Below are 24,370 nucleotides of genomic sequence, written 5' to 3'. Positions count from 1 at the left end.
AAAATCGAAAGGATGTGATCATGAAGCACTTCGAGGTCAACTTCGACGGCCTGGTCGGCCCCACCCACAACTATGCCGGCCTCTCCTATGGCAACGTCGCCTCCCAGAGCAACGCCAAAGAGGCCTCCAACCCCAAGGAAGCGGCCAAGCAGGGGCTGCGCAAGATGAAGGCGCTGACCGACCTCGGCATGGTGCAGGGCGTGCTGGCCCCCCAGGAGAGGCCGGATCTCGCGACCCTGCGCCGCCTGGGCTTCACCGGCAACGATGCCAGCGTCCTGACCCAGGCGGCCAGACAGGCCCCCGCCGTGCTGGCCGCCTGCTACTCCGCCTCCAGCATGTGGACTGCCAACGCCGCCACCGTCTCCCCGAGCGCCGACACCCAGGATGGCCGCATTCACTTCACCCCCGCCAACCTGACCAACAAGTTCCACCGCTCCCTGGAGCCCGAGGTGACCGGGCGCATCCTGCGGGCCGTGTTCAACAACGATCGCCACTTCTATCACCACCAGCATCTGCCGGAGAACGACCACTTCGGTGACGAAGGCGCCGCCAACCACACCCGGCTGTGCCGCGCCTATGGCGAGGCCGGGGTCGAGCTGTTCGTCTATGGCCGCAGCGCCTTCGACGTCTCCCAGCCCGCCCCCAAACGCTATCCGGCCCGCCAGACCCTGGAGGCGAGCCAGGCCATCGCCCGCCTGCATGGCCTGGGGGATGAGAGCGCGGTCTTCATCCAGCAGAACCCGGACGTGATCGATCAGGGGGTGTTCCACAACGACGTCATCGCGGTGGGCAACCAGAACGTGCTCTTCTTCCACCAGCAGGCGTTCCTCAATACCGAGGCGGCGCTGGCCGAGGTGCGTACCAAGTTCGGCGACGGGGAACTGCACTTCATCGAAGTGCCGACCAGCGAAGTGTCGGTGCAGGATGCGGTGAAATCCTACCTGTTCAACACCCAGATCCTCACCCTGCCATCCGGCGAGATGGCGATCATCGCCCCCACCGAATGCCGCGACAACCCGGCGGTGTCCGCCTATCTGGCCAGGCTGGTGACCCTGGGCACCCCCATAAAGGACGTCCACTACATGGACGTGAAGCAGAGCATGAGAAACGGCGGCGGCCCCGCCTGTCTGCGCCTGCGGGTTGCCATGAACGACACCGAGCTCGCCGCGGTCAACCCGGCCTGCCTCATCACCGACAGCCAGTTTGCCCGCCTGGATCAGTGGGTCGAGAAGCACTATCGCGACAGCCTGGCGCTGGACGATCTGCGCGACCCCTCCCTGGTGCTGGAGACCCGCACCGCCCTGGACGAGCTGACCCAGATCCTGAAACTGGGTTCCGTCTACCCCTTCCAGCGCTGAGGTGCGCCATCGGCCTGCAGAGCCGACGCAATAAAAAAAGAGAGCCGGGCAATGCCCGGCTCTCTTTTTAGTCCTTTGCACTGAGCTATAAAACCTGTTCACGAGCTGTAGCGAGAGATCGTCAGCAAGGTGAAGAGCAGCGCAGGAACCGGAGTGTGTAGATACACATGAGGATTCCGAGCAGCACATGAGCCTTGATCACGACCTCGCAGTAAGCTCGAAACAGGTTCTCAGCGCCAGGGGCTCTGCTGCCACAGGCGGCCGAGGGCCCCCTCCAGCCCCAGTGCCGCCTGCTTGCCAAGCTTCTGGGTCAGGCTCCTGGGTTTGCTGTAGCGGATGCCGACCACCTTGTGATGGCTGGCCTGGGCCAGCAGGTAGTCATCGCTGGTGCAAAGCGCATCCACCAGTCCGAGCTGCTTGGCCTGGCTCGCCAGCCAATGCTCGCCGGTGGTCACCTTGTCGATGTCGAGACCGGGTCTGTGCTCGGCCACGAAGGCCTTGAACTGTTCGTGGATGGCCCCCAGCTCCTCGCGAAACTTCTCCCGCCCCAGATCGTCGTTCTCGCCGAACATGGTGATGGTGCGCTTGTACTGGCCTGCGGTGTGCATCTCGAATTCGATGTCGTGCTTCTTGAGCAGCTTGTTGAAGTTCGGCATCTGGGCAATGACACCGATGGATCCGACGATGGCGAACGGCGCCGCCAGGATCTTGTCCGCGACGCAGGCCATCATGTAGCCACCGCTCGCCGCCACCTTGTCGATGGCCACGGTCAGCGTGATGTCCTTGTCCCGCAGCCGCTGCAACTGGGAGGCGGCCAGGCCGTAGCCGTGCACCACGCCGCCGCCGGATTCGAGGCGCAGCAGCACCTCGTCCCCGGGCCGGGCCACGCCTATCACGGCACTCACCTCTTCCCGCAGGGAGGCCACTTCCTTGGCATCCATGCTGCCGTTGAAGTCGATGACGAACAGCCGGCTGCGCTCATCCTCTCCCTTGGCTTTGGCCTTGTGCTCCGCCTTGCGGGTCTTCTCCATCTGCTTGCGCTCGGCCTTGCCCGCCAGGGCTGCCTGTAGTTGATGGCGCCCCTGCTCCAGCTCGCCGGAGAGATCGGTCACCACCAGCTCCCCCTTGCGGGATTTGGGCTGGCGGCTGCTCGCCACCATCAGGATGACGGCGCCGATGGCCAGCAAGAAGGTGAGGGTCTTGGCCAGAAACAGGCCGTATTCGGTCAAAAATGCCACTTGATGCTCCGCGCTATGTCCGGTTTTTTCACATAGTAAGGAGTTTGCCCCCCTCGCGCAAAAACTCTGCCATCTCCCGTGCCAAGGGCGGAGGGATCGACGCTATCGCCCTGTTTTATTCACATTTTTGCCGTCTCATACTGGTCAACTGCCGGGCCGGATCAGTACACTTGCCCACTCGATTCGTTGCGCCAAGCCGCCAGGCATTGTTAACAGGAGTCCACATGCTCGACTATCAGGCCCCCCGTGATCTGCTCAAGGACAAGGTCATTCTGGTGACGGGTGCCGGTGACGGCATCGGCCGCGAAGCGGCCCTCACCTATGCGGCCCACGGTGCCACCGTGATCCTGCTCGGGCGTACCAGTGCCAAGCTGGAGGCGGTCTACGACCAGATTGAAGCGGCCGGTCACCCCCTGCCCGCCATCGTGCCAGTGGACTTGAAAGGGGCTACTGCCGCCCACTACCGCGGTATGGCGGAGACCTTCGCCCAGCAGTTCGGCCGCCTCGATGGCGTGCTGTTCAACGCCGGGCTGCTCGGCACCCTGTCGCCGTTCGAACACATTCAGGAGCAGGAGTGGGACGAGGTGATGCAGGTCAACGTCAAATCCGAATTCCTGCTGACCCAGGCGCTGCTGCCCCTCATTCGCCAGACCGCCAAGGAGCACGGCGAGGCGTCCATCGTCTACACCTCCTCCAGCGTGGGCCGCAAGGGGCGCGCCTACTGGGGCACCTATGCCATTTCCAAGTTCGCCATCGAGGGGATGATGGAGGTGCTGGCGGACGAGCTGGAAAATACCGGTGTGCGGGTCAACACCCTGAACCCGGGCGGCACCCGCACCAGGATGCGGGCCAGCGCCTTCCCGGCGGAAGATCCGCAAACCCTCAAGACCCCGGCCGATCTGATGCCCCTCTATCTCTACCTGATGGGGCGTGACAGTCAGGGCCAGAGCGGCAAGACCTTCGTGGCCCAGCCCAAATAAATCAACAAATCAACCGGATGGGATTACAGTGAAGAGGGGGTGCCAAGGCGCGCCCTGTTGAATCCCATCGGCCCCAGACAGGTTGCACTATGTTTCGTCCCAAAAGCACGTTTGAGCAATGGCGGATCTTTCAGGCAGTGGTGGACTGCGGCGGTTATGCCCAGGCTGCCGAGGCGCTGAACAAGAGTCAATCCTCCCTCAATCATGCGGTTGCCAAGCTGCAACAGAGTCTGGGGGTGGCCCTGCTGGAGGTGCGGGGACGCAAGGCGGTGTTGACGCCGGCGGGGGAGATCTTCCTCAAGCGGGCGCGCCAGCTCAGCCAGCAGGTGGAAGAGCTGGAGAACCTGGCCAACAACCTGGAGCGGCAGTGGGAGCCGCAGATCAACCTCTATGTGTCCGTGGTGCAGCCGCGGGAGCGCCTCTACCGGGCGCTGGCCCACTTCTATCCCCGCAGCCGCGGATGCCGCATCAACCTGCACGAGCGGATCCACTGCCACTTCAATGCGCTGCAGGCGGGAGATCTGATGCTCTCCGAGCACCTGCCCCAGGATCGCACCGGCCTGCCGCTGGACGAAGTCTGTCTGCTTCCTCTGTGCGCAGCGGGCCACCCCCTTGCGGAGCAGGGAGAGCCCATCACCGCCGAGGTGCTGGCCAGCCACAACCAGATAAGCCTGCATCCCCCCATCCACCGCTCGGTGGACTGGAACGATGCGGACGACACCGGCTGGAAGGCGACCCACTATCATGAGGTGCTCAACATGGTGCGCCTTGGCATGGGTTACGCCTGGGTGCCCCGCCACCTGGTGCAGGAGGAGCTCGCCGAGGGCTCGCTGGTGCAGCTCGATCTCACCGGCGGTAGCGAGCGCTATCTCTACACCTACCTGCTCACCCCCTCGGTGGAGGCGCTGGGGCCGGCGGCCGAGCTGCTGCTGCGCTGCCTGCGCATCGAATACCAGGGAGACAACCCCAGGTAAGGCCGCGTCTTCCCCGCACGACCGGGGCACTGGTGCCGGCACATCCGGGCATCGGCCTCCCCTTTGCATCCCCTATACGTTGGGGACCCGCCAGCAGGCGGCCAGCGCCATCAGCGCCAGGGCCGCCGCCACCATGAAGACCCCGTGGAAGCTCCAGAGCTCCGCCACCGTTCCCGCGATGGCCCCCGCCATGATGGAGCCGGTGCGGATGCTGTTGGAAAAGAGCGTGGTCGCCACCCCGGCGCGCCCCGGCATCAAGTCCTGGAAATAGGACATGCCGATGCCGGCCACGATGCCGATGAAGATGGCATTGAGCAGTTGCAGCGCAATGAGGGCATGCTGACTCGACAGGGTCACGAGACCGCCATAGAAACCGACCCCGGCCAGCACCGCCAGCAGCATCATGGGCCGCTTGCCGAAGCGCCGGGTGTAGTAGCCCGCCAGCAGCATGAAGGGGATCTCCAGGGCCGCCGCCGTGCCCATCAGCAAACCCGCCAGCTTCTCCTCCAGCACCAGCTCGCGGGTGATGTAGAGGGGCATGTTGATGAGGTACATGCTGTTGCAGGTCCACATCAGGGTGGAGGCAATGAAGAGAGCCCGCACCGACGGATCCCGCCAGCTGCTCACCCGCTCCACCTCGCTATCCATCACCGGCAGCGGCAGGGAGGGAAGCCAGCGCCACACCACGAAGGCGCAGATGACATAGGCCAGCGCCGAGGCCAGATACATCACCTCGAAGCCGTAGCCGATGGCGAGCGCGAAGGCGATGGGCGGCCCTATCACCCAGGCCAGGGAGAACTGGGCCCGCAGCACCGAGCTGAACATGTCGGCCTGTTTGTTGCGGCTGTCGGCGTATTCCCGCGCCAGGGCGAACAGCTGCGGGCTGGCGGTGGCGGTCAGGCTCGCCAGCAGCACCCCCAGGCTCACCAGCAACCAGTACTGCCGGTTCCAGGCAAACAGCAGGGAGAGCACGATGCCGGCGAAGCAGCAGCGCAGGATCAGCTGCTTGCGATCCCCCTTGTTGTCGGAGCGGTGGCCGAGCCACTGGCTGATGAGGATGCCGATCACCGCGTTCACCGTGTAGAAGAGCCCCACCAGGAAGGGACGCACCTGCACCTCCTCGGCCAGAAACAGGCTCAAGGTCGGCACCTGCAGCGCCACCGCCACCCCGGTCATAAAGGTCACGGCGAGAAACGAAAGAGAGACGGGATCCGGCCTCTTGCGGGCAGCAGACAGCAAACTCATAGAGATACCATTGATATGGAAGAAAAAAAGGAGCCAGATGCGGGCGGGCTTGGCGTATGACGGCGGCTATTTTATGCCATTATCAACAGCCACCTCAAGGGTTGCGGGGGGGCGTCCAAGTCCGTACATTGGAAGCCCATCCAGCGCCAGTACAAGGATTTAACATGTTTGATTTTGACCGGGAAATAGATCGCAGCGGTACCATGAGCCTGAAATGGGACAAATACAAGGGTCAGGATGTCCTGCCCATGTGGGTCGCAGACACCGACTTCGTCTCTCCCCCCGCCGTACTGGAGGCCCTCACCAAACGGGTCGCCCACGGCATCTTCGGCTATTCGCGCCCCTCTCCCCGGCTCATCGAACTGATCGTATCGCGTCTGGCCAGCCGCTATGGCTGGACCATCCAACCCGAATGGCTCGTCTTCCTGCCCGGGGTGGTGCCAGGCCTCAACCTCGCCTGCAAGGCCTGGAGCCAGCACGGGCGCGGCATCATCACCCCCAAGCCGGTCTACTACCCCTTCCTGCAGGCGCCGGGCTTCAATGACCGCCCCCTGCTCACCGTCCCCGTGGTGGAGGAAGAAGGTCGCTGGGTGCTGGATCTCGAAGAGCTTGAGCGTCAGGCCCCCTCGGCGGATCTGCTGCTGCTGTGCAACCCCCACAACCCGGGTGGCACCGTCTTCACCCGGGAAGAGCTGCTGGCCATCGACGCCATCGCCGAGCGCCACAACCTGGTGATCTGCTCCGACGAAATCCACTGCGACCTGCTGCTGGACAAAGATGCCCGCCACATCCCCTATGGTGCCCTGAGCCTGGAGGCGGCCGAGCGCTCCGCGGTGATGATGGCGCCGAGCAAGACCTTCAACATCGCGGGGCTGTGCTGCTCCTTCGCCGTGATCCCCAATGCCCGCCTGCGGCTCAAGCTGCAACAGGCGATGCGCGGCATCAGCGCCGACGTCAATCTGCTGGGGTTCGTGGCGGCCGAGGCGGCCTATGAGGGGGGCGAGCAGTGGCTGAATGAACAGCTCGACTACCTGGCCGGCAACCTGGCCCTGATCGAGCAGGCCGTGGCCCGCTGGCCCGGCGTCAAGCTGGCCCGCAACCAGGCCACCTACCTCGCCTGGATCGACATGAGCGCCCTGGGCCTGGACGATCCCGTCGCCTTCTTCGAACAGGCGGGCGTGGGTCTCTCCCCCGGTGCCCAGTTCGGCAACGGCCAGTTCGTGCGGCTCAACTTTGGCTGCACCCGTGCCCGTCTCACCGAGGCCCTGGCCCGCATGGAGAAAGCCATTCTCCAGACCCGCTAGCGAACCGTCCCGGGCGGCGGCCCCAGGCCGCCCGGTGTGCGCAAAAGCGGTAAAATCCGTTCAGCTTCCCGTCTGATACGGATAAGATGAGGCTCATCACCGGATGAGCCCGCCTCCTCCTTATGTTCAGCCACGGTTTCGGTCCACTATGCGCCCATTCGCCTTCTCTGCCCTGTTGCGTCTGCCACGTACCGCCCTGCCCTGGCTTGCGGCCGTGCTGGCGCCCTCCCTCTTCGCCTCCCCCGCCTATGTCACCATCGGTACGGGAGCCCTCAACGGCGTCTACTACCCCACAGGGGGGGCCATCTGCCGCCTGCTCAACGAGGAGAGTGCCCGCCACGGCCTGCACTGCACGGTGCAGAGTACCTCGGGCTCCCTCGCCAATCTGGCGGCGCTCGCCAAGGGAGAGGTACAGCTCGCCCTGATGCAGTCGGATGTGCTCTACCATGCGGTGCACGGCAGCGGCCCCTTCGCGGGCCAGGCCCCGGACGATCAGCTGCGCAGCCTCTTGCGGCTCCACAAGGAGTCCCTGACCCTGATTGCCAGCGCCACCAGCAACATCACCACCCTGGCCGACATCAAGGGCAAGCGGGTCGATGTCGGCGCCCCCAACTCCGGGGACAGGGTCACCAGCCGGGCCCTGCTCGATGCCATGGGGTGGCGGATCGCCGACTTCAGCCGCCCGCCCGTGATCTCCGCGGGCAACCGGCTGGAGGGGCTCTGTGACGGCACCCTGGATGCCGCCTTCGTGGTCGCCGGTCACCCCAATCAGGCCATCGGCGATCTCACCGGCCGCTGTCAGGCCCGCCTCATTCCCATCGAGGGGGAACAGGTGGACAAGCTGCTCAAGCAGCACCCCTACTATGATCGCAGCCGCATTGGCGCCAACCTCTATCCGGGGCAGACAAGCGGCGTCAATACCTTCGCCGTCACCGCCGAACTGGTGGCGCTGGCCAGTCTGCCCGAGAGCGAGGTGCACACCCTGCGGGACGTGCTGAACGAGCGGCTCAAGCAGTTCACCCGGCTGCATCCGGCACTGACCACCCTCACCTGGGAAGGCATGCAGGCGGGTAGCATCGCCCTGCTCCATCCCGGCATGCTGGATGCCGTGCCCACCCTCCCGGCGGACACCCTCACGGCATCCGGTGCCGGGGCGACATCGGGTGCCTTGCCGACCTTGTCCCCGGCGAGCAGCGCGGCCACACCGACCGATGGGACAGGCCCCCTGGAAGGCACCGCGCCACTGGAGGGGTCCGACACCTTGCCGGAGCAGCCGGCCGCCGCGACCCTCTCAACCAGTTCGGGGGCGGCCTCCACCAACCAGGCCCCGGCACTGACCGAGCCGCCCACACCGGGCAGCGCAACCCTGGCACCAGGCCATCCCCTGACCCCGCCTGAGGCGCCCGCCTCGTCGGCAACGCCGCTGGAGGCGCCATCACCGGAGGCCATGCCGGCCAGCCCGCCCAGCCACGCGGTGGAGACCACAGCCCCCGCCGGGCAATGAACACCAACCAAGAGGCCACCCCAGGGGTGGCCTCTTGGTTATCGGGAACGGGCGCCTGGCCTGTCACGGCGCCAGCAGCAGCGCCGGATTCTGGATCTCCTCCTCCACCCAGTGCAGCAGCTGCTTGATGGCCCGGGACAGCACCTGGTTCTGGCGCACCACGTACCCCAGGCTGGTACCGGGAAAATCGGTGAGCCGGGTCACCGGGGCGGTCAGCTTGAGCCTGGGGTGAAGGGAGAAATCCGGCACGATGGCGACGCCAAAGCCCGCCTCGGCCCAGTCGAGCTGGGCATCCACGCTCCCCACCTCCATGATGCGGCAGCTCGGCAGGCCGAGCAGGGGCAGGGAGGGGTCGATCAATGCCCGGGTCCGGGTGTCGTGCCCCAGCAGGATCAGGGTCGGCTCGTCCAGAGGATCGCTCTCCCCCGAGCTGGCCCGCGCCTGCCAGCGGGCCAGGCCGTGCCCCAGGGCACACCAGGTCACCTGCTGCAACTCGGTGTAGAAGAGCGGCTCGCTGCGCTTTTGTGCCATCACGAAGCCCAGATCCGCCTTGCCCGCCCGCACCAGATCCGCCGCCTGATCCGAGGTGGTGTTGAACAGGGTGAGGTCGATGCCGGGGAAGGCCTGCTTGAAGCGCTGGAACGGCTGGATGAGCAGCAGGCGCGAGATGATGTCGCTGGCGGCGATGGCGAGCGTCCCCTGGCTCAACTGGCTCAGGGCATTGAGATCGGACTGGCAGAGCTGCAACTCGTTGATGGCGCGCTCGGCGCTTTGCAGCAGCCGCTCCCCCGCCTGGGTCAGGCGAAACGGGCTGCGCTCCACCAGCTTGACCCGGGTCGCCTGCTCCAGGTTCTTGAGGTGCAGGCTCACATTGGGTTGCGTCATGTGCAGTTCGGTGGCCGTCTGGCCGAAGTGCTGCAACCGGGCCAGGGTGACGAAGGTGTGCAGCCAGTGAATGTCCAGCATGGGGTTCCTCTTCTCCCGGGTCGGTGGCAGGGCCAGCGCCGCCAGGGCACGGTCACCACAAAAGGGAGCGCGGTGTCGATAATTGCACCGGAATTATATGACTTCCTTATCGGAATTATAAAGATAATTAATTTTTCTAATCCTCACGGGGCTCCTAGGATGGACGCCTAACGTCTTAGGAGAAAGAGTCATGTCGTCTATCGTAGTCGTAGGTGCTAACTGGGGTGATGAAGGCAAAGGCCGCATCGTCGATTATCTGGCAGGCCAGGCTGGCGCCAGTATTCGTTTCCAGGGCGGCAACAACGCCGGCCACACCGTGGTCAACGATCTGGGCACCTTCAAGCTGCACCAGGTGCCGAGCGGCGTCTTCAACCCGGATTGCCTGGTCGTGCTGGGCCCCGGCATGGTGATCAGCCCCGAGAAGCTCACCGTCGAGCTGGAAGAGGTCAAGGCCTCCGGCGTCATTCCCAAGCTCGCCATCTCTGACCGTGCCACCCTCTGCCTGCCGCTGCATGCGCTGGAAGACACCCTGGAAGAGCAACGCCTGGGTGACGGCGCCTACGGCTCCACCCGTCAGGGCATCGCCCCGGCTTACGGTGATCGGGTCATGAAAAAGGCGATCCTGGTGGGCTGGCTGAAACAGCCGGACGTGCTGGTCGAGCGCATCCAGTTCATGCTGGACTGGAAACTGCCGCAGATGAAGGCTCTCTATCCGGACTTCGAATTCACCCAGACCGCCCAGGAGATGGCCGACTGGCTGCTGGAAGTGTCTGCTCCCTGGCTGGACGCCGTCTGCAACGTCAGCATGCCCCTCAAGGCACTGCAAGCCGAAGGCAAGACCCTGCTGTTCGAAGCCCAGCTGGGTGCCGGCCGTGATCTCATCTACGGCGAATACCCCTGGGTCACCTCCTCCCACGTTTCCGGCGCCTACGCCGGCATCGGTGGCGGTCTGCCGGGCCTGCGCCCGGAGCGCGTCATCGCCGTGGCCAAGGCATTCAGCTCCTCCGTCGGTACCGGCACCCTGCTGACCGCCATGGAGAACCAGGACGAGTTCCGCAAGATCACCAACGAGTTCGGCGCCACCACCGGCCGTCCCCGTGACGTGGGTTACTTCGATGCCGTCGCCACCAAGAACGGCGTCGAGCTGCAGGCTGCCACCGAAGTGGCCCTGACCAAGCTGGACTGCCTGACCGGTCTGCCGGATCTGAAGATCTGCGTGGCCTACGAAGGTGCCCACACCGAGAACCCGATCTGGCCGCAGACCGCCGCCCTCACCCCCGTCTACGAGAAGATGGAGAGCTGGAGCGAAGACATCAGCGGCTGCCGCACCTTCGCCGAGCTGCCCAAGGCTGCCCAGGACTATGTGCTGCGCATCGAAGCCCTGCTGGGCGTGCCGGTGCCCATGGTCTCCGTCGGCCCGGGCCGTGACGAGATGATCCTGCGCTAAGGCCCCTCGCCTCTCCCAAAAACCGGCATCCCAGGATGCCGGTTTTTTTATGCCCCTTCAAAAGCCCCAAACAGCTCACAAAAGCCGTCTCCATGGCATAATTTGAGCCATATGGGCACTCTGTTTTGAGCCAACCCCCTTAGAGTGAATGCCATATTCACACAAAGGAGTGCCCATCATGAGATCCCCCATTATCCCGCTGCTGCCCCTGCTCTGCCTCGCGGCCCTGCCCGCCGGCGCCATGACCCTCAAGAGTACCGACATCCGCGAGGGTGAACCCATGGACAAGGTCTTCAGCTTCAACGGCTTTGGTTGCAGCGGCGAGAACCGCTCCCCCCAGTTGAGCTGGCAGAGCCTGCCCGCCGGCACCCAGAGCGTCGCCATCACCGCCTATGACCCGGACGCCCCCACCGGCAGCGGCTGGTGGCACTGGCTGGTGGTGAACCTGCCGGCCAGCCAGAGCGAGCTGCCGAGCAATGCCTCCGGCAAGATCAAGCAGGGGCTGGAGCTTGGCACCGACTACGGTACCCAGGGTTATGGCGGCCCCTGCCCGCCCGCCGGTCACGGCATGCACCGCTACCAGTTCACCGTCTGGGCCCTGCCCAAGGCGCTGGAGGTGAAGGCCAACACCCCGCCCGCCATGGTAGGCTACATGCTCAACAGCCTGGCCCTTGGCAAGGCCACCCTGACCGCCACCTTCACCACCCCCTAGGAGCCCGCCCGATGAGCACGCCCCTGCTGCAACTGAATCACTACTTCGGGATCCGCCAGCAGCCCCTGCGCCGGGTGCTCATCTACGCGCCGACCCTCATCTGGGTGCAGCAGGGCCGCAAGCAGCTGTGGTGGCGGGAGCAGCGCCTCTCCTTTGACAAGGAGAGCTGGCTGCTGATCCCGGCGGGTCACCGGCTCACCTTCGTCAACCAGCCGGAGCAGGGCACGTTTCGCTCCCAGGCGCTCACCCTGCTGGCCCCGCCACCGGCCGAGTGGCTGGCAGAGAGCCCCCTCGATCTCCTCAAGCCACCGGCCATCAGGGTGACGTCGGCCCTCGCCTTCTGCTTCGATCTCGTCACCACCATGGCGCAGCGGCAGCTCTGCGAGACGGCCCAGACCCAGCTGCTGCAAGGGTTTTATGGCGAGCTCAGGGAAGCGGGGGGCCTTGGCCTGCTCTTTCCTGCCACCACCATGACCCTGGGGGAACGGCTGGCCCGTTACCTCAGCGTGGAGCCTGGTCTTGATCACCGGCTGGAGACGGTAGCGACCCACTTCGCCATGAGCCGCGCCTCCCTGGTCCGCAAGCTGGCCGCCGAGGGGCGCAGCTTTCGCCAGGTGCTGACCCAGGTACGCCTGGGGCACGCCCTCACCCTGCTGCAACAGGGGCTCACTCCGCTTCAGACCGCCCTCGCCTGTGGCTACGACTCCCCCGGCCGCTTTGCCGCGCGCTTCAAGGAGGAGTTCGGCCTGACCCCCCACCAATACCTGCGTACCTGCCCCTCCTCTCTCTCACTGACTGCCACCACAAAAGTAAATAATTACTAAAATATAAGATTATGTAACCTCGTGTAACCGGGTGATCCGGCTCACACTCGCCCCTCCTGCACTGTGACACAGCGCCAATAATCCCGTCATAATCGCCCTATAATGGCTCTCGCAAACGCTTTCACTAAAATAATCACTAAAAAACACCTTCCTTAACCTACAAAAACTGTCATTGGAGCGAGAGATGTTTCGTAAAAATTTACTTTCCATCACCCTGAGCGTCGCCCTGTTCGGCCTCACTGCCTGCAACGGCAATGACTCCAGCAGCCCGGCCGCCCCCAGCGCCACCCTGGCGAACCAGTATCAAAACGTGATCGACCGCAGCGGCACCCCGCTCCAGTTCCGTGACTTTGACAGCTACGCCAACCTCAAATACAACCCGCTGCTCGATCTCGGCGCCTGGCACGGCTTCCTGCTGCCCGCCAGCGACAGCGAATGGGGCGGCTTTACCGGCCCCATGGTCATCGCCGAGGAGTACAGCCTGTTCTTCGCAAGGGAATTGGACAAGCTGACCCTGAGCGACGAGAGCGGCCGCGGCTTCCCACTCACCAGCGCCAGCAAGCAGGCGCTGTACGCCATCCCGGGGGCGCTGGTGCAGCGCTTCGAATTCGACTCCTTCACCCTGGAGCTGGAGCTGCGCTACGGCGATGCCCGCACTGCGCTGGTTCGTACCCGCCTCATCAACCACACTGACGCCCCCCTCACCCTCAAGCTCAACTGGCAGGGGGAGCTGCTCAACCAGTGGGATGCTAACAAGACGGTCGCCGAGCAGTACCCCGCCTGGACCCGCACCATCAGCCAGACCGAGCGCGGCGTGGCATTCCAGTTCGGCAAACTGCGCAGCACCTGGAACATCATGCAAAGCGGCAGCGCCAGCTACCGCATCGATCGCACCCTGCCCAGTCGCACCACCCTCGACGAGCAGGGGCTCGGCTACGTGAGCGAGGCCAGCCTCACCCTGGCCGCCAAGGGCCAGCAGGATATCTACACCCTGCAGAGCTATGTCCACAGCAGTGCTGACGCGAGCCGCTTCGAGCAGAGCCGCCAGGCGCTGCTGGCCGACCCCGCCAGCCATTTCGACGACTCCATCCGCCGCTGGGAGGATTACCTGGCGCGCGGCCTCTCCAATCAGGGGATCCCGGAGTCGGAGCGGCGCATCGCGGTCAAGGCGATGGAGACCCTCAACGGCAACTGGCGCTCGCCGGCCGGTGCCATCCTGCACGACGGGGTCACCCCCTCCAACACCGCCCGCTGGTTCGACGGGGTCTGGGCCTGGGACAGCTGGAAGCACGCTTACGCCATGGCCCACTTCAACCCCGAGGTAGCCAAGAACAACGTGCGCGCCATGTATGACTACCAGATCCAGGCCGATGACCCGGTTCGGCCGCAGGATGCCGGCATGGTGATCGACGCCGTCTTCTACAACAAGCTCGCCGATCGCGGTGGCGACGGCGGCAACTGGAACGAGCGCGACACCAAGCCGCCCCTCTCCGCCTGGGCCATCTGGGAGATCTACAGCGCCACCCAGGACAAGGCCTTCATCGCCGAGATGTACCCGAAGATCCAGGCCTATCACGACTGGTGGTATCGGGCGCGGGACAACAACCGCAACGGCATCATCGAATATGGCGCCACCCGCCACGTCGAGCACAACGACGAGTTCGGCAACATCACCTTCAAGGTGCAGTACCCGACGGGGGCACCGGTCGGGCTGGATCTGTCGAGCTGTACCAATGAGGGAGATGGCTGGTATGGCTGCGCCGGCATGGCGCTCTATCAGCAGGTATTGAGCGTTGGCGGCTACGCCGACATGGATATCGGCGCCCAGCACGGCGCAGGCTGGGAGTCCGGCATGGACAACGCCGCCCGCTTCGGCTTTATCGAACCGGAGCAGCTCAAGCGCTATGCCGACAAGACCTATGGCGGCGACATGGCCAAGGCGCGCCAGGACTGGAACGTCTTCTTCTTTGAAAACCATCAGGACGACGGCAGCCTCATCGGCTTCTCCATCGATCAGGAGTCGGTGGAGCTCAACGCCTTCCTCGCCAAGGAGAAGCGCATCCTGGCCGACATGGCCGAGCTGCTCGGCAAGCCGGACGAGGCGAGCCTCTATCGCGAAGGGGCGACCCAGCTGGCCGATTACATCAACAGCTGTCTGTTCGATGAGGCCTCCGGCTTCTATTACGACCGCCAGATAGCCCAGGGGGATCTGCCCGACGCCAACGGCTGCGTCGGCAAGCTGTTGACCGCCCGCGGCCGTGGCCCGGAAGGGTGGAGCCCGCTCTGGGCCGAGGTAGCGGACAAGGAGAAGGCGGCGCGGGTGCGCGAGGTGATGCTCAATGCCCAGGAGTTCAACACCAAGGTGCCGCTCGGCACGGCGGCACTGACCAACCCGGCCTACGACCCCGACATCTACTGGCGCGGCCGGGTCTGGCTGGATCAGTTCTACTTCGGGGTGAAGGGGCTGGAGAACTACGGCTATCGCAGCGATGCCCAACAGCTCGTCAACAAGCTGTTTGCCAACGCCGAGGGGCTGGCGGGCAGCGGCCCCATCCGCGAGAACTACAACCCGGAGACCGGCGCCATGCAGGGTGCCAGCAACTTCAGCTGGAGCTCGGCCCACCTCTACATGCTCTATCGCAACTTCCTGAAAACCGAGGGTTGATCCCTCTTTGCAGCCATGAGCCAACAAAAAGGCCTCCGCAAGGGAGGCCTTTCTTATGGCGGCGCCACAGGTGGCGACTTACTTCACGGTCACCCGGGCAAACTTGCGCTTGCCGACCTGGTAGACGGCGGTACCGGCACCGATGAGGGCCTTGCCATCGTCCAGCTTCTCGCCGTCGCGCTTCACCGCGCCCTGCTTGATCATCCGCAGCGCTTCGGAGGTGGTGGCCACCAGATCGGCATCTTTCAGCAGGTTGGCAATGGCCAGCCCTTCCCCTTCCAGTGCCAGCTCGACTTCCGGCATGTCGTCCGGAATGGCGTTCTTGGAGAAACGCTGGGTGAAATCTTCGTGGGCCGCTTCGGCCGCCGCTTCGTCGTGATAACGGGCGATGATCTCCTTGGCCAGCCAGATCTTCACGTCGCGCGGGTTGAGGGTGCCGGCAGCGATACCTGCCTTGAACTCTTCGATTTCAGCCAGCGGACGGAAGGAGAGCAGTTCGTAGTAGTTCCACATCAGATCGTCGGTGATGGACATGATCTTGCCGAACATCTCCCCCGGGGCATCGTGCACGCCGATGTAGTTGGCAGCGGACTTGGACATCTTCTTGACGCCATCGAGGCCTACCAGCAGCGGCATCATCAGCACGCACTGGGTCGCCATGCCGGCATCTTTTTGCAGCTCGCGACCCATCAGCAGGTTGAACTTCTGATCGGTACCGCCGAGCTCGACGTCCGCCTTCAGCGCGACCGAGTCATAGCCTTGCAGCAGCGGATAGAGGAATTCGTGAATGGCGATGGACTGGCCGTTGCTGTAGCGCTTCTTGAAGTCGTCGCGCTCCATCATGCGGGCCACGGTCTGCTTGGCCGCCAGCTTGATCATGCCGGTCGCGCCCAGCTCACTCAGCCAGGTGGAGTTGTACTCGATGCGGGTCTTGGCCGGGTCGAGGATCTTGAACGCCTGCTCGGCATAGGTGAGGGCGTTGTGCTTGATGGCCTCTTCGGAGAGCGGCGGACGGGTGGCGTTCTTGCCGGAGGGGTCACCCACCATGGCGGTGAAGTCACCGATCAGCAGGATCACTTCATGGCCCAGATCCTGGAAGGTCTTCAGCTTGTTGAGGATCACGGTATGACCCAGGTGGATGTCCGGCGCGGTCGGGTCCATCCCCAGCTTGATGCGCAGGGGGCGCCCTTCCTTCAACTTGGCGATCAGTTCTTCTTCAACCAGAATTTCTTCCGCTCCGCGCTTGATCTCGGCTAGCGCCACCTCGAGCTGGGACATTTTTTGACTCTCCAATCACGATTCCACAGGGCCAGACATATTACTGGAATGGCGGGCCAATTGGAAAGGCGGTAAACTCCGACCTTCTTCCGGGTTCAACTTTGTCTGCTTCTCATGGTCCTTTGGCACGCCTTCAACTCTCTCCCTCACTGGCACCGCAAGATGGTGCTGATCCTGAGCATCATGGTGATGATGCTGGCGGCCTGGCCGAGCGAACAGGCAGTCGCCACCCGGGTCGATGACAACGACAACGAACTGGCCGTCGAGCAGCAGGTCGACGAGGAGGCGCAGCTGGCACGGGCCGAGCCCGTCATCCCGCCCAAACCACGCTACGTCACCAGACAGGTGAAGGTGCGCAGCGGCGACAACATGGGGGTCATCTTCCAGCGCCTCGGCCTCAGCACCACGGATCTGCACCTCATCGACCAGCTCGAGGGCACGGATACCCTGCGCCTGCTCAAGCCCGGTCAGGAGCTCACCTTCAAGCTCACCAAGGGCGGCGAGCTGCACAGCCTCTATTACCCCCACAGCCTGGAGCAGGCGCTCAAGGTGAACCGCCGGGATGACGGCTTCGTGGCCAGGCCGGTGAAGATCGAGCTCGACACCCGCGAACAGGTGGCCCAGGGGGAGATCCGCTCCAGCTTCTGGGGCGCCGCCGTCGAAGCGGGCATGACGGAAGACCAGATCATGGATCTCGCCGCCATCTTCGGCTGGGACATCGACTTTGCCCAGGACCTGCAACCGGGGGACAGCTTCCGGGTGGTCTACCAGGACAAATACCAGGATGACGAGCGGGTTGCTTCCGGCGACATCCTGGCCGCCGAGTTCGTCAACCAGGGGGCCATCTACCGCGCCGTGCTGAACACGGATGGCAACTACTACACCCCGGACGGCAAGGCGATGCGCAAGAGCTTCCTGCGCGCGCCGGTCAACTTCAAATACATCAGCTCCAACTTCAATCCGCGCCGCCTTCACCCGGTCACCGGCAAGGTGCGTCCCCACAACGGCATCGACTACGTAGCGCCGGTGGGGACCCCCATCATGGCGGCGGGCGGCGGCAGCGTGGTGGCCGCCGGCTACAACCAGTTCAACGGCAACTACGTCTTCATCAAGCACGCGGGCAACTACGTGACCAAGTACCTGCACCTCTCCAAGCGCACCGTCAACAAGGGGCAGCGAGTCAAGCAGGGGCAGACCATCGGCCTGCTCGGCGGCACCGGCCGGGTCACAGGCCCGCACCTGCACTATGAGTTCGTGGTGGGCGGCGTGCACAAGAACCCGCGCACACTCAACCTGCCCCAGGCGGAGTCTCTCAGCGGACGGGCGCTGGCCAGCTTCAAGGCCCAGGCCATGCCCCAGCTCGCCAAGCTGGACAGCCCCGAGCTGCAACTGGCCAGAAACAAGGGCAACGGCGACGACAGCTGACCGCTGTCGACCAAGGTGGAACACGGTATCGGACGGTTCCCCCGCATCATTGAAAGGGGTTGTCATGACTGAACGCTATATAGGCTTGATGTCCGGTACCAGCATGGATGGTATCGACGCCGTGCTGGTGCAGATCGAGGGGGATGCTCTGCGGGTCGAGGCGGCCCTCTGCCATCCCTGGCCTGCCAATACGGCTCGCACCCTGCATGAACTCTGCACCCCGGGGGAGAACGAAATCGACCGCATGGGGGTCGCCGACAACCTGGTGGCCCGCGAATTTGCCGCCGCCACCCAGGCCCTGCTCGCGAAGGCGGCGCTGACTCCCAAGGAGATTCGCGCCATCGGCAGTCACGGCCAGACCATACGCCACCGCCCAGCCCTCGGCTTTACCCTGCAGATTGGCAACGCGGCCCTGCTGGCGGCCCTGACCGGCATCGACGTGGTGGCCGATTTTCGCACCATGGACATGGCCCTCGGCGGTCAGGGGGCGCCCCTGGTGCCAGCCTTCCATCAGGCGCTCTTTGCCCGCCCTGGCGCCCTTAGAGTGGTGCTGAACCTCGGCGGCATTGCCAATATCTCGGTGCTGCCCGGCCAGACCGACGGGGGGGCTGGTTCAGGGGTATATGGCTTCGATACCGGCCCCGCCAACACCCTGCTCGACGGCTGGTATCGCCGCCACCAGCCCCACGGTGGCAGCTATGATGCCGGTGGCCAGTGGGCCGCCAGCGGCAGGCTTGTTCCTGCGCTGCTGGAGCAGTTGCTGGCTCACCCCTACTTCGCCGCCCCCGCCCCCAAGAGCACGGGGCGTGAGATGTTCACCCTCGACTGGCTCGACGGCGAGCTGGACGGCTGCGCATACGCCCCCGCAGATGTGCAGCGTACCCTGCAATCCCTCACCTGCCACAGCATCGCCCGCCAGTTGCCCGCCCACCGTGACGCGCCAACCCGGCCCGAGCTGTTTGTCTGCGGCGGCGGTGCCCACAACGCCCCGCTGCTGGCGGAGCTTGCTACCCTGCTGCCCGACTGGCATCTGACCAGTACCGCCCAGCTCGGCCTTGCACCGGACTGGGTGGAAGGGGCCGCCTTTGCCTGGCTGGCACAACGCTTTATCCAGCGAAAGCCGGGCAACCTGCCTGCGGTGACCGGGGCGAGCCGCCCGGCGGTGCTGGGCGCCCTCTATCCCGCCTGAGCCGCTCCCCGAGCGCCCTCCCCCTAATGGAACAAGCCCGAACAGGTGCACCTGATCGGGCTTGTTGTTATGCCTGGCGCCAGATGGCGCAGACCCGTCACTCTGTGCTCCCTACCCGAGCCGCTCTTTCAACCTGGCCGCCTGCGCCTTGAAGGTCTCATAATCGGCGACATGCCGACTCCTGGCGGCGGTGATCCACTGCACGCCCGTCTCGTCGGCGTGGGAAAATTCGATGCAAAACTCATATTTCGTGCTGGAGAGCAGCCCCATCAGGGCGCCAGACAGAAAACCCACCAGGGGCAGGAAGAGCACGATGAGCCAGTTGCCCGCCTGCTCGTAGGAAGGGGTGAAGTAAAAGAGCACACTGGAGGTGACCACTCCCAGCAACAAGGTCTTCTTGAGCCTATCCATCCAGCCGAGTGCTTTTACCTGCACGCCGACGATGCGGCCCAGATCGTAGCGATCCTTGTTCACCCTCAGTGTGTTGTCCGACTGCTCAATGGCAATGGCCATCCTGATACTCCGTTCTGTTGGCTATGGCGATAAGGGGTTACCGTGGCGGCCCCGGGTTGTGCATCCCGAGGGCATGACTGGACCAGCGGCCAGCCACGGGGCGATGGGCGACACCTCCCCCAACAGGAACACACGCTGCGCATGGTATGCGTATGGCGCCAAACATCAAAAGACGTTCACATCAAAAGGCGAGGTGGATCACCTTCTACCCACCCCTTGTCCCCCGTGCAGCCGTTGGCTTTTCTGGCCATCCCCTCTTGGGCAAGGTAGCCGGGGGATCAGGGGTCAGTGAGATAACAGCCCCGTGATGACCCTCAGCAGGGGCGGGCCGATGGGATGGCACCATGGGCCCGCACCTCGAGAGCACTCCCATGGCCCTAGAAGGCCCACTTCAGGAAGCGGTTTACCTGGCGCTTGACCGGTGCACAGCGCGGCGGTTTGGGAGGCTCCAGGTTGATCTGTCTGCGGCCCACCCTGGCTTCGCCCCGCAGCAGGATCTGGAGATAGTGGGGATGCTGGCGCTGGATGAATCGAGAGATCTCATGGGCCCAGGGTTTGGGCACTCCCCACAGGGTCGAGGCCAGGGCGCCGACGATACAGAAGAAGGCGGGCTCGTGCATGCCCATCCTGACGCCATTCTCCAGCGCCTCCTTGAAGGAGCCCGAATGGGCGATGCAGGTCATCACATTGACCATGAAGGCGGCATAGTCATCTTCCCCGCCGTGGCCCACCCTGGCCACCAGCCCGGCCTGCGGCCTGTAGCCGAACTGGTGGCCGATGTGCTCAAGCACCGCATTGCGCTGGCGAATGACCTTGGCATAGAACATCAGCATGGCGGTGCAGTCGAGCGCCTGGCTCAAGGCCGCCTGATGGGGATGGGTCTGGGTGGGACGGGGGGTGGTCAGCAGCGCGATCTCCTCCGAGATGGCGAGCAGACCGATGGGCACCGCCGTACTGATAAAGGCGAGATCGATGGCGATCGCCAGGTCCTGGCCCTCCTCCATCCGGCCAATGACCACCTGCTCGGCAAAGAGGCGACGCTGGCGCTCGATAAAGGCGCCATAGATCAGAGCCCTGAACTTCTTCTGGGGATAGGGGGTATCGAGCAGGGTCTCCATGGTCAGGATGGCGGCACCGGTGCGACCGCGCAGTTGATAGTCGGGGGCGAGGGGGAAGTGCTTGCCTAGGTGGGGGGGTGGCCGAAACCCGCTGGTGCGGCTGTACATGTCACCCAGAATGAATCCAAGCATAAAACCTCCGAAGTCAGATGACGGGGATCGCGATGCGATCGCATGTGCCACTCCCGGGCAGATGAGTGCCGATCCGTGCTGCTCGTCGGCAGGGTCCCTGATTTCATTATTAATCATACAGTTAATAATCCACCCAAACCCCGACCCAGGTCGCAATAACGACAGTTGATGACAAAGAACACAAATAAGGGTGGTACGGGGAAGATGAGCCGGCTGCATCGCAAGGAGTGCGGGATACGCCAGGGCGGCAAAGCAGGGCGGACTCCGGGGCCCCCTCACAGGGAGGGTCATGACAGGAGTGATATGCATCGGGGGGCGGCAAGTCGGGGCAGGCAAGGGGAAGGCCCCCTCCCCTTGCGTATGAGCCTTGTTGGCGGGCTGCGCTCGCGCCGCTGAAAAGATATGGCATAGGCGGCGCGGTGACCCGCCCATGTCAGCCTCCACTGCAGGGGCTAAAAAGCGCCCTCTCTTTCTCCCGTATTTATGTCATGACCTGTGGCCATGCAAAGAGGGTGAATGTTATTTCAGTGTGCTCACCGCAGCATATTTTGGCGGCGCTGAACAGGGCGTCGAGAGAGCGATAAATAGATAGCTATGCAAAACCGGGAGAATAAGCTGCAATGTCGCCAAAAGTATTAACGGAGGATTCACAGGCTGTAACCCTGATGCGCGACAATATGGCGCTATCTGGTTCCACTTTCATGGTAAAGCGGGATCATCATCACCTTTATTTGCCATGCCCGTCATGAATTGAATCGCAAAATGAATATATTTCACTCTGTTGAGCCACCTCATAGAAACAGGATCCCGGTTTGCATCCCCGGATAACCGCCCCCTAGAATTCTCCCGTCTGAATCACCAGGCCAATTTCTCTCCCTTGTCTGTTGCACGCGCTGTCTGCATCGAAACAGGGCTCGACGCTGTGATGATCGTTCTCCTTTTCTCCGTCGCCCTGCGGCGGGAACGGGCAACTGTTGCCGCAATATCACGAGTCATCAGCGTGCCGTATTCGGCCAGGGAAGAACAATGCGGCCCGGACCCTACATCAAAAACGAAAAAGGAGTATCGTCATGAATGGTACCATCATCAAATCCGCCAGAAATACCCCCAATGCCCCTCAGGATCTGGGGCCCTATACCCAGAGCGTGGCCTTCTCCCACTACAACAATATTGCCGCCCAGCTCCCGGTCGATCCGAAAACGGGCGCGCTGGTCGCAGGGGATATCCAGGCGCAGGCCAGACAGTGTCTCACCAATATCCAGGCCATCGTCCAGAGCGTTGGCCACGGCATGGAGGACATGGTGAAGGTGACCCTGTTCCTCGCGGACATCGCCGACCTCGATGCCGTCAACGCCGTCTATCGGGCATTCTTCCCCCACTCGCTGCCGACCCGCACAGTGCTCGCCGTCGCCAGTCTGCCGCTCGGCGCCAGGGTGCAGATGGACGCCCTGCTCTCCAACGGGGAAGGCACCTTCCCCCAGGCCCCCTGCCCGCTGCTCAAGATCTCCCGAAACAGCGACCGCGCCCCGCAGGATCCGCTCTCCAGCCAGAGCGTCGCCTTCTCCCACTACAACCATATCGCGGGCCAGTTGCCGCTCGACATGGCCACCGGCAAAGTGCTGACCGGTTGCGTCCGTGAGCAGACCGCCCAGTGCCTCGGCCATATCAAGACCATCGTCGAGAGCATCGGCCACGTGATGGACGATATCGTCAAGGTCAATATCCAGCTTGCCAACATCGCGGATCTGGCGGAGGTGGATGCCATCTACGCCAAATATTTCCCGGGCTATCTGCCTGCCCGCACCGTGATTGGCGTGAGCGAGCTGCCCGCCGGCGCCCTGGTGCAGATTGATGCGGTGATGTCCAATGCGGAAAGTACCCCGCCGCAGGTGTAAGGGTTGTTGCTAATAGTAAAAAAGACACCGGCTTCAGGCCGGTGTCTTTTTCTATTCCCCATTCATGCACACATGCACACATGCACACATGCACACATGCACACATGCACACTGATAGTGTCATAACTCAGCGTATATATCTTTCATGTGCTTATCTCCTTTCTTATAGCCGGGAGGGTCGACATGAAAAACATTGTTTGTAACTACGAGATTAGATATGTCATCGACCAGACATAAATCCCACTCATGCCCTGGAGTTACATGCATTCCCTCAGTTTGGTAGCAACGTAATACGACATTGTCTTTACGGGACACCCCTACAGCAACCAGGGCGGGAGCACACTTTGTTGATATTTTAACCAAAGAATAACTGAGCCCGATAGTCGTCATTCCAGCCGGCTCTTTTTAGCTTGTTTCTCTGACTTCGAGCACCACAATTGCTCTGTTTTACGATATTCAATACGAACCGCCGGAATAGCGCCATATTCTCGACCGCATCCTCCATCGCTATCCTGGAAGCATCCTCGTTGAACACCACATCAAGAATGTAATGCTGGCTGTTCTCTATCCGCCAGTGCTGCCGTATATAGTGCCCTAGCAGCTTGTGCTTGGGGGATAACGAGCTGACATAGTAAGAGGTATCTACCGTTCCTTTTCCGTTGGCGCTGCGGTGACGCTCAACGGCAATGATGCTGCGGATTGTCGGCCATTTCTCCGTCAACTCTGGCGGTAATTTGGCTTTTAATTGAAATACATAACGCTCTTCCTGGCGGCCATGTCCACTCTCTTTGTGCTCGACGACAATCTTCTCTTTCTGGGCGTCAAACAGTGACTGGAATTGCGATTGAACCGCTTGATACAGCTTCGGTTGATTATTCTTGACCTGTACCACTACATGAGCCTTCTTCTCGCTGATTTTCTCCAGTGTCTCACGCTGACAATGCAACGCATCGAGTGTGACAACGGCTCCTTTTAGCTCAAGAATGTCCAGCATATCTTTGACGGTTTCGATTTCCCCCTTCTTGTTAGGGGTTGCTTTCTGGCTTAACACCAGCCCATTTTCGGTATCGTAAGCCGTGACCAACTGAAGCGCATCCTTGGCATTTCCCCGAAAGGAGCCGCGTAACACCTTGCCATCAAAGGCAATGATGGGTTTGCCCTGATGAGTGCGCTGTTCATTGACCCAGCACAGCAACGCTTCAAGCAAGGTATCGATGACAATGCAGCGCAGAATGCGGGCAACCGTGTGACGCCGCGGGATGCCGTTGGCAAAGGGGCGATGCTGACGGAGCCAATCGATCTTTGAATCGCCATAGGTTTCGATGTCATTCCAGCCCTCGGCACCACTCATGATGGCACTGATGACAAGGAACATGACATCAACCAGGTTATGTTTACGATTGATCTCAGAGCGAGTTTCTTCGACAAGGGTAAGGTGTTCAATCAACGTCATAGCGCGTGCCTCCTGCATGGAGACGCGATTAGATCACAGACGATCTGCCTGTTCAAATTTCATTAACAAAGTGCGATCCCGCCCTGTACAGCAACAGGTTTAGCTTTTCGAACATAACCACTATATGTAAATTCTATTTCTTTTCGGCTA

The 24,370-nt window shown here is 62.8% G+C and carries 19 protein-coding genes; 12 read left to right on the top strand and 7 right to left on the bottom strand.

What is annotated here, in order from left to right:
- The first annotated feature begins 20 nt into the window (after positions 1 to 20).
- On the top strand, positions 21 to 1,358 hold the full coding sequence (gene astB / locus C3F36_RS17225; RefSeq protein WP_043155903.1) for an N-succinylarginine dihydrolase: 1,338 nt from the start codon (positions 21 to 23) through the stop codon (positions 1,356 to 1,358).
- A 230-nt stretch (positions 1,359 to 1,588) separates the two neighbouring features.
- Here the strand turns inward: astB and sohB are convergent, their stop codons facing one another.
- Positions 1,589 to 2,596 (bottom strand): protease SohB, encoded by a 1,008-nt coding sequence (gene sohB / locus C3F36_RS17220; protein ID WP_042880316.1) that lies wholly within the window; start codon positions 2,594 to 2,596, stop codon positions 1,589 to 1,591.
- Positions 2,597 to 2,820: 224 nt separating this feature from the next.
- On the opposite strand from sohB, the gene C3F36_RS17215 reads away from it, so the two are divergent.
- Together C3F36_RS17215 and C3F36_RS17210 are read left to right on the top strand one after the other, a co-directional pair.
- Positions 2,821 to 3,576: a YciK family oxidoreductase gene (locus C3F36_RS17215; RefSeq protein ID WP_104455524.1), complete on the top strand. Its 756-nt coding sequence runs from the start codon at positions 2,821 to 2,823 to the stop codon at positions 3,574 to 3,576.
- Between the two features lie 89 nt (positions 3,577 to 3,665).
- Positions 3,666 to 4,550, top strand: coding sequence for a LysR family transcriptional regulator (locus C3F36_RS17210; RefSeq protein ID WP_049637266.1), 885 nt, complete (start codon positions 3,666 to 3,668; stop codon positions 4,548 to 4,550).
- A gap of 72 nt (positions 4,551 to 4,622) precedes the next feature.
- On the opposite strand, the gene C3F36_RS17205 is transcribed toward C3F36_RS17210, so the two are convergent.
- Entirely contained in the window at positions 4,623 to 5,795 is a 1,173-nt protein-coding gene (locus tag C3F36_RS17205; RefSeq protein WP_104455523.1) for an MFS transporter, read from the bottom strand.
- Between the two features lie 164 nt (positions 5,796 to 5,959).
- Between C3F36_RS17205 and C3F36_RS17200 the strand changes: the two genes are divergently transcribed.
- Together C3F36_RS17200 and C3F36_RS17195 are read left to right on the top strand one after the other, a co-directional pair.
- Positions 5,960 to 7,099, top strand: a complete 1,140-nt coding sequence (locus C3F36_RS17200; protein WP_104455522.1) for a MalY/PatB family protein — start codon at positions 5,960 to 5,962, stop codon at positions 7,097 to 7,099.
- Between the two features lie 148 nt (positions 7,100 to 7,247).
- On the top strand, positions 7,248 to 8,603 hold the full coding sequence (locus C3F36_RS17195; RefSeq protein ID WP_104455521.1) for a TAXI family TRAP transporter solute-binding subunit: 1,356 nt from the start codon (positions 7,248 to 7,250) through the stop codon (positions 8,601 to 8,603).
- A gap of 63 nt (positions 8,604 to 8,666) precedes the next feature.
- Here the strand turns inward: C3F36_RS17195 and C3F36_RS17190 are convergent, their stop codons facing one another.
- Complete coding sequence (locus C3F36_RS17190) at positions 8,667 to 9,569, bottom strand: LysR family transcriptional regulator (RefSeq protein WP_041212603.1); 903 nt, start codon at positions 9,567 to 9,569, stop codon at positions 8,667 to 8,669.
- 190 nt (positions 9,570 to 9,759) lie between these two features.
- On the opposite strand from C3F36_RS17190, the gene C3F36_RS17185 reads away from it, so the two are divergent.
- The 4 genes from C3F36_RS17185 (at position 9,760) to ygjK (ending at position 15,217) form a co-directional block, all read left to right on the top strand.
- Positions 9,760 to 11,016, top strand: a complete 1,257-nt coding sequence (locus C3F36_RS17185) for an adenylosuccinate synthetase (protein ID WP_010673886.1) — start codon at positions 9,760 to 9,762, stop codon at positions 11,014 to 11,016.
- Positions 11,017 to 11,194: 178 nt separating this feature from the next.
- The gene (locus tag C3F36_RS17180) at positions 11,195 to 11,728 is read left to right on the top strand and encodes a YbhB/YbcL family Raf kinase inhibitor-like protein (RefSeq protein WP_039040154.1); all 534 of its coding nucleotides are present in this window, start codon (positions 11,195 to 11,197) and stop codon (positions 11,726 to 11,728) included.
- A gap of 11 nt (positions 11,729 to 11,739) precedes the next feature.
- Complete coding sequence (locus tag C3F36_RS17175; RefSeq protein ID WP_042015603.1) at positions 11,740 to 12,552, top strand: helix-turn-helix transcriptional regulator; 813 nt, start codon at positions 11,740 to 11,742, stop codon at positions 12,550 to 12,552.
- A 184-nt stretch (positions 12,553 to 12,736) separates the two neighbouring features.
- Positions 12,737 to 15,217, top strand: a complete 2,481-nt coding sequence (gene ygjK, locus C3F36_RS17170; protein WP_104455520.1) for an alpha-glucosidase — start codon at positions 12,737 to 12,739, stop codon at positions 15,215 to 15,217.
- Positions 15,218 to 15,295: 78 nt separating this feature from the next.
- Here the strand turns inward: ygjK and tyrS are convergent, their stop codons facing one another.
- Entirely contained in the window at positions 15,296 to 16,495 is a 1,200-nt protein-coding gene (tyrS, locus tag C3F36_RS17165; RefSeq protein WP_041215604.1) for a tyrosine--tRNA ligase, read from the bottom strand.
- Positions 16,496 to 16,609: 114 nt separating this feature from the next.
- On the opposite strand from tyrS, the gene C3F36_RS17160 reads away from it, so the two are divergent.
- The gene (locus C3F36_RS17160; protein ID WP_104455519.1) at positions 16,610 to 17,920 is read left to right on the top strand and encodes a peptidoglycan DD-metalloendopeptidase family protein; all 1,311 of its coding nucleotides are present in this window, start codon (positions 16,610 to 16,612) and stop codon (positions 17,918 to 17,920) included.
- 64 nt (positions 17,921 to 17,984) lie between these two features.
- On the top strand, positions 17,985 to 19,109 hold the full coding sequence (locus tag C3F36_RS17155) for an anhydro-N-acetylmuramic acid kinase (RefSeq protein WP_104455518.1): 1,125 nt from the start codon (positions 17,985 to 17,987) through the stop codon (positions 19,107 to 19,109).
- Between the two features lie 111 nt (positions 19,110 to 19,220).
- Here C3F36_RS17155 and C3F36_RS17150 read toward each other — a convergent pair whose 3' ends face one another.
- Positions 19,221 to 19,622 carry a hypothetical protein gene (locus C3F36_RS17150; RefSeq protein ID WP_233466622.1) on the bottom strand — a complete coding sequence of 134 codons (402 nt, stop codon included), beginning with the start codon at positions 19,620 to 19,622 and terminating at the stop codon, positions 19,221 to 19,223.
- 377 nt (positions 19,623 to 19,999) lie between these two features.
- Positions 20,000 to 20,872 carry a hypothetical protein gene (locus C3F36_RS17145; RefSeq protein ID WP_104455517.1) on the bottom strand — a complete coding sequence of 291 codons (873 nt, stop codon included), beginning with the start codon at positions 20,870 to 20,872 and terminating at the stop codon, positions 20,000 to 20,002.
- A 1,070-nt stretch (positions 20,873 to 21,942) separates the two neighbouring features.
- On the opposite strand from C3F36_RS17145, the gene C3F36_RS17140 reads away from it, so the two are divergent.
- Positions 21,943 to 22,767 carry a RidA family protein gene (locus C3F36_RS17140; protein ID WP_104455516.1) on the top strand — a complete coding sequence of 275 codons (825 nt, stop codon included), beginning with the start codon at positions 21,943 to 21,945 and terminating at the stop codon, positions 22,765 to 22,767.
- 355 nt (positions 22,768 to 23,122) lie between these two features.
- On the opposite strand, the gene C3F36_RS17135 is transcribed toward C3F36_RS17140, so the two are convergent.
- The gene (locus C3F36_RS17135) at positions 23,123 to 24,220 is read right to left on the bottom strand and encodes an ISAs1-like element ISAs1 family transposase (protein ID WP_010676219.1); all 1,098 of its coding nucleotides are present in this window, start codon (positions 24,218 to 24,220) and stop codon (positions 23,123 to 23,125) included.
- Between the last annotated feature and the right edge of the window lie 150 nt (positions 24,221 to 24,370).

This window comes from Aeromonas sp. ASNIH2 (genome assembly GCF_002934795.1).
GTDB classification, from domain to species: Bacteria; Pseudomonadota; Gammaproteobacteria; order Enterobacterales; family Aeromonadaceae; genus Aeromonas; species Aeromonas caviae.
This window is presented reverse-complemented; position numbering and strand designations above follow the sequence as displayed.